Origin of the sequence: Microbacterium sp. UBA3394 (genome assembly GCF_002358725.1) — a bacterium.
In the GTDB taxonomy this organism is placed as follows: Bacteria; Actinomycetota; Actinomycetes; order Actinomycetales; family Microbacteriaceae; genus Microbacterium; species Microbacterium luteum.
The window spans coordinates 3461-9306 of the sequence record NZ_DEPK01000091.1; the positions used below are offsets into that span (position 1 = coordinate 3461).

A 5846-nucleotide genomic window follows, 5' to 3' on the forward strand; every position below is an offset into this window, starting at 1 on the left:
TTCGACCTGCCGGTGAAGGTCGTCGTCGACACCACCGCACCCATCACGGGGGCGATCCCGGTCATCGATCTCGACGAAGACGGCAACCCCATCGACCCCTTCGCGGACGACCCGTCGCTCGACGATCTCGATCCCGCGCACACGGGCGTCGCCCTGGCCGGTGAAGGCCGCATGGTCAACTCGGGCTCACTGAACGGGCTGTCCAAGCGCAACGCGATCACCCGCATGATCGAGGAGCTCGAGGCGAAGGGGGCCGGCCGGGCGTCGAAGTCGTACCGGCTGCGCGACTGGCTCATCTCCCGGCAGCGCTTCTGGGGGACCCCCATCCCGATGATCCACACCGATGACGGCCGCATCGTGCCGGTCCCGGAGGATCAGCTGCCGCTCACCCTCCCGGACGCGGCGGGTCTCGATCTCGCACCGAAGGGCACCTCGCCCTTGGGCGCGGCCGCCGAGTGGGTGCAGACCGTCGATCCCACCACGGGCGAGGCGGCGCGGCGCGACCCCGACACCATGGACACCTTCGTGGACAGCTCCTGGTACTTCCTGCGCTTCCTCTCGCCGGGCGACCCGAACGAGGCGTTCTCGTCCGCCGAGGCGATGAAGTGGGCGCCGGTGGACTTCTACATCGGAGGCGTGGAGCACGCCATCCTCCACCTGCTCTACGCGCGGTTCATCACCAAGGTCCTCTACGACATGGGGCTGGTGGACTTCACGGAGCCGTTCTCGAGCCTGATCAACCAGGGGATGATCATCCTCGGCGGCACGAAGATGTCCAAGAGCAAGGGCAATCTCGTGGTGTTCCAGGACGAACTCGACGCGCACGGCGCTGACGCGCTGCGGGTCGCCCTCGCCTTCGCTGGACCGGTCGAGGACGATAAGGACTGGAACGACGTCTCCACGACGGGTGCCCAGAAGTTCCTGGCCCGCGCATGGCGCGTGGCGCACGACGTGGCCAGCGAGCGGGACGTCGTGTGGAAGGACGGCGACCCGGCCCTGCGCCGCGTCACCCACCGCCTCCTCGCCGATGCTCCGACACTGGTCGAGCAAACGAAGTTCAACGTCGTCGTCGCCCGGCTCATGGAACTGGTGAACGCGACCCGGAAGGTGATCGACACCGGGGCGGGTGCGGCGGACCCCGCCGTGAGGGAAGCCGCAGAGGCGACGGCCATGATCCTGGACCTGTTCGCTCCTCACACGGCCGAGGAGATGTGGGAGACGCTCGGCTATGAGCCGTTCGTCGGCCTCATGCCCTGGCGGAGCGCCGACCCGACGCTGCTGGTCGAGGAATCCGTCACCGCTGTCGTTCAGATCAACGGCAAGGTGCGCGCGACGCTCGAGGTGCCGGCGCGCATCGAGCCCGACGCGCTGGAGAAGCTCGCCCGAGAGGACGCTCGCGTCATCCGCGCCCTCGGCGACAAGACCATCGCGCGCGCGATCGTCCGCGCACCGAAGGTCGTGAGCTTCAGCGCGAACTGACCCTCCCCACCGGGCCGCCGCAGCGCGCTGTCCACCGAGCGGTCGGGCCGCCACCGCCGCGTGTGCGCGCACGCCTAGCGTGAGCGGGTGGCGAGAACCTCGGACACCTCGACAGCTCGGCGCTGGGGCGTCGGCGGACTGGTGCTGCTCGTGCTGGCGGGGCTGGTCGTCACCGTGGTCATCGGGCTCGTACGCGGTGCCACGGCACCTGTCGAGACGGTGACCGTCGATGACCTCACGACGCCTGGCGCGCCGGCGGCGGATCTCTATGTCCACGTGTCGGGCGCGGTCGCCGGTCCCGGCCTGTACGTGCTCGCCGACGGCGCGCGCGTCATGGATGCGGTGGCAGCCGCCGGGGGTTTCACCGGAGACGCCGATTCCGCCGCCGTGAATCTCGCTCGGCCGATCGCCGATGGCGAGCAGCTTCACGTGCCCGCGAAGGGGGAGGCGCCCGTGCCTGCGACGGGATCGGCGAGCGGCGGCGCCGGTCCGATCGATCTCAACACCGCCGACGTGGCCGCGCTCGAGACGCTCCCCGGCATCGGGCCGACCCTCGGTGGCCGGATCGTGGCATGGCGGGAGGAGAACGGTCGGTTCACCAGCGTCGACGACCTTCTCGCGGTGCCGGGGATCGGCGAGAAGCTGCTGGCCGGCATGCGCGATCTGATCGTCGTGTGATGGGCAGAGCGTGGACGCTCGCCCCGGCGGCGGCGCTCACCTGGGTGGTTGCGGGCCTCGCGACGCTCCACCAGGCGATGGCCCCCGCGCTCACGGCCGGCAGCGCGACGGTCATGGCGGGCGCGATCGTCATGACATGGCGCTCGCGGCGCGCGGTGCGGCTTCGCCGGGCCGGCGTGCTGATCGGCCTCGTCGCGCTCACCACGGGTGTCGCCGCGGCGAACGTGTGGTCGGCCGCCGGGCCGCGGGAGCACGTCATCGATCTGGCCGAGCGGCAGGGAGCGCTGGTGTCGATGACCGCGACCGTGACCGGCAAGATCGAACCGTGGGGATCGGAGCACCTCGCCTTCGATGCCGTGGCGAGTGCCGTCGGTGACGGGGAAGGGGCGCACGCGGTCTCCGCGGTCATCCGGATCGTGATCGCTCCCGACGACATCGAGAACGTCTCCGCGCTGGATGCCGGCGCGGTCGTCGGAGCACGGGGTTCCTTCCGGGTGTCCGAGGCCGGTGAGCGTGCCGTCGCACAGGTCCACGCCACGGCGGTCGAGGTGCTGCGACCTGCCGGCGGAGTTCTCCGGATCTCGAGCGATCTGCGGCGTGGGCTGCTCGCGGCGGTGGATGGATTGCCGAGCGACGGAGCGTCGCTCGTGCCCGGACTGGCCGTGGGCGACACCCTGCTGGTGACGGAGCAGATGGATGCGGCGATGAAGGAATCGTCCTTGTCGCACCTCACCGCGGTGTCGGGTTCCAACTGCGCTCTCGTCGTCGGTCTCGCCTTCGCGGCCGCCGCCGCGTCGGGCCTCGGACGGACCTGGCGCATCGTGGTCGCCATGCTCGCGCTCGTGGGATTCGTCGTGTTGGTCACGCCCGAGCCGAGCGTCGTCCGTGCCGCGGGCATGGCTGCTGTCGCGATGCTCGCCCTGCTGCTCGGGCGGACGTCGCAAGGCGTAGCCGTGCTGTCGGCGGCGCTGGCCGTCGCCCTGGCCGCGGACCCGTGGCTCTCCGGATCGCTGGGGTTCGGTCTGTCGGCGGCCGCCACCGGGTCGCTGCTGCTGTTCGCCAGACCGCTCGCGAACGGTCTGGCGCGCATCATGCCGCAGGGCCTCGCGCTCGTGCTGGCCGTGCCGCTGGCCGCTCAGCTCGCGTGCGGTCCCCTGCTCATCCTCATCACTCCCTCCGTTCCGCTCTACGGCGTCGCGGCCAACGTGCTCGCGGCGCCCGCGGCACCACTGGTGACCGTGGTCGGCCTGGCGGCGTGTCTGGTCGCGCCGATCCTGCCCGTCGTCGCCTCGGGCCTCGCCGCGCTGGCCTGGGTGCCCGCGACCTGGATCGCCGCGACCGCCTCGACGGTGAGTGCGCTGCCGGGAGACCAGCTCCCGTGGATCGAGGGGCTCGGCGGCGCGCTCCTCCTCACCGCGGTATCGGCCGCGATCGGACTCGCCGTCGCTCTGCCTGCGGGGGGCACCGCCCGGCGTCGCGTTCACGGGATCGCGCGAGGGGCGGTCGCGGTGCTCGCCGGAGTCGCGGGAGGGACCGCGGCGCTCGCGGGAGTTTTCGGGCCCGCCACCCTCCCCGCGTCGTGGCAGATGCTGGCGTGCGACGTCGGACAGGGCGATGCCGTCCTCGTGCGTGCGGACGACCGTGTCGCGCTGATCGACACCGGCCCTGATCCGGAGGCGCTGCGGATCTGTCTGGACCGCGTCGGGGTCGATCGTCTCGACCTGGTCGTGCTGAGCCATTTCGACCATGACCACGTCGGCGCAGCCGCCGTCGTGGCCGAGCGCACCGGCGTGATGATCCACGGCCCGGTCGACGGACCGGATGATACGGCGATCGTCACCTCGTTCCGCGACGCCGGCGCCCGTGTCCTCGAGGTCGCCGCCGACGATGCCGGCACGCTCGGGAGCGCGCGCTGGCGGGTGCTCTGGCCCCGGGAGGACGCCGGCGTGGCCCCCGGCAACGACGCGAGCGTCGTGGTGGCGTTCACCGACGGCGGGCTCCCGTCCATCCTGCTCCTCGGCGACCTCTCGGAGGAGCCGCAGCGACAGCTTCTGCCCCTGGTGGATTCCCCGTTCGAGGTCGTCAAAGTCGCCCATCACGGCAGTGCCGACCAGAGCGCCGCGCTCTACGAGGCCGTCTCGGCACGACTGGGCGTGGTGACGGTGGGGGAGAACGATTACGGTCACCCGCGAGCGGAGGCGCTGGCGCTGATCGAGTCCAACGGCGGTGTCGTCGCACGCACCGACACCGACGGGATCGTGGCGGTATGGCGCGAGGCCGGCGTGCTCCGGGTGTGGCGCGACCACGCGGGCGCCGTCGGTGCCGGCGGCTAGGCTGAGATCATGTCCCCGACTCCACGCCGACGAGGGTCCGCGGCACCGAAGTCGGCGATTCCGCAGCTGTCGTGGCGGGCACCCCAGCCCGCGCCGGTCGTTCTCGTATCCGGCCCGGAGGACGTGTGCGCGGAGCGGGCGATCGCCGGCGTGCGCGACTACCTCAAGGCCGAGGATGCGAGCCTCGAGGTCTCCGACATCCGCGCCGACGCGTACGAGGCGGGAACGCTCCTCGCGATGGCGTCTCCATCGCTGTTCGGGGAGCCGCGTCTGGTCCGGGTCAGCGGCGTCGAGAGGTGCTCCGACGCGTTCCTGGCGGAGGCGATCGCGTACCTTCAGAATCCGCAGGAGGGCGCCACCGTCACGTTGCGCCACACCGGCGCGAGCGTCCGGGGCAAGAAGCTTCTCGACGCCATCCGAGCAGGGCAGGGCGGCGGTGTCGAAGTGGCGTGCCCGGCGATCAAGCGCGACGCGGATCGCTACGACTTCGCGGCAGGGGAGTTCTCCACTGCGGGGCGTCGCATCCAGCCGGCCGCGCTGCGTGCGCTCACCTCGGCCTTCGCGGACGATGTGACGGAGCTGGCGGCCGCCTGCCAGCAACTCCTCGCCGATGTCTCCGGCGACATCACCGAGCAGACCGTGCAGCGCTATTACGGCGGCCGCGTCGAGACGTCTGCGTTCACCGTCGCCGACACGGCGATCGCGGGCCGCTACGGTGAGGCTTTGGTCTCTCTGCGCCACGCGATCGCCTCGGGTGCGGATCCTGTCCCGCTGGTGGCTGCGATCGCGTCCAAGCTGCGCACGATGGCCCGCGTCTACGGCGTCCGCGAGTCCTCGAGTGCTCTTGCGGCCAGACTCGGCCTGAAGGATTGGCAGGTCGACCGGGCGCGCCGAGACCTCGCAGGGTGGGATGAGGCGGCACTGCAGATCGCCGTCCAGGCCGCCGCGCGTGCGGATGCCGAGGTCAAGGGCGCGTCGCGTGACGCCGTGTTCGCCGTCGAACGACTGGTCACGGTGATCGCGACCCGGGCGCCGTTCGGTGATTGAGGCCGGCGCGCCGCGTCGCCGTCACGCCGAAGGCCCGCCCCGGATCGGGACGGGCCTTCGGCAATCAGCGGGTTCGCTCAGAGCGAGGCAACCTGCTTCGCGATCGACGACTTGCGGTTCGCCGCCTGGTTCCGGTGGATGACGCCCTTGCTCACGGCCTTGTCGAGCTTCTTGGTCGCCGTGCCGAGCGCCTTCTCAGCCGCTGCCTTGTCGCCCGATGCGACGGCGTCGCGGGTGCGGCGCACCGCGGTCCTCAGCTCGCTCTTGACGGCCTTGTTGCGCTCCCGCGCCTTCTCGTTGGTCTTGTTG

Annotated in this window: 5 protein-coding genes; 4 read left to right on the forward strand and 1 reads right to left on the reverse strand. The window is 71.4% G+C overall.

Going from position 1 to position 5846, the window contains the following annotated elements:
• The 4 genes from B4E30_RS05580 to holA all read left to right on the forward strand — a co-directional run.
• On the forward strand, nt 1–1479 hold a 1479-nt coding region (locus B4E30_RS05580), incomplete at its 5' end, for a class I tRNA ligase family protein (RefSeq protein ID WP_286793896.1).
• 87 nt (nt 1480–1566) lie between these two features.
• A complete protein-coding gene (locus B4E30_RS05585; RefSeq protein WP_071045825.1) occupies nt 1567–2157 on the forward strand; it encodes a ComEA family DNA-binding protein in 591 nt (196 codons plus the stop codon).
• Nucleotides 2157–4490, forward strand: coding sequence for a ComEC/Rec2 family competence protein (locus tag B4E30_RS05590; protein ID WP_286793899.1), 2334 nt, complete (start codon nt 2157–2159; stop codon nt 4488–4490). The genes B4E30_RS05585 and B4E30_RS05590 overlap by 1 nt, the downstream gene beginning before the upstream one ends.
• Nucleotides 4491–4499: 9 nt before the next feature.
• On the forward strand, nt 4500–5537 hold the full coding sequence (gene holA / locus B4E30_RS05595; protein ID WP_071045771.1) for a DNA polymerase III subunit delta: 1038 nt from the start codon (nt 4500–4502) through the stop codon (nt 5535–5537).
• 77 nt (nt 5538–5614) lie between these two features.
• Here holA and rpsT read toward each other — a convergent pair.
• Nucleotides 5615–5846: 30S ribosomal protein S20 (rpsT, locus tag B4E30_RS05600; RefSeq protein WP_286793902.1), on the reverse strand; the 232-nt coding region annotated here is incomplete at its 5' end.

Bases quoted from the DNA above. Each gene is read 5' to 3' on its own strand.
- B4E30_RS05590 (WP_286793899.1), top strand. From the start codon at position 2,157: ATGGGCAGAGCGTGGACGCTCGCCCCGGCGGCGGCGCTCACCTGGGTG.
- holA (WP_071045771.1), top strand. From the start codon at position 4,500: ATGTCCCCGACTCCACGCCGACGAGGGTCCGCGGCACCGAAGTCGGCG.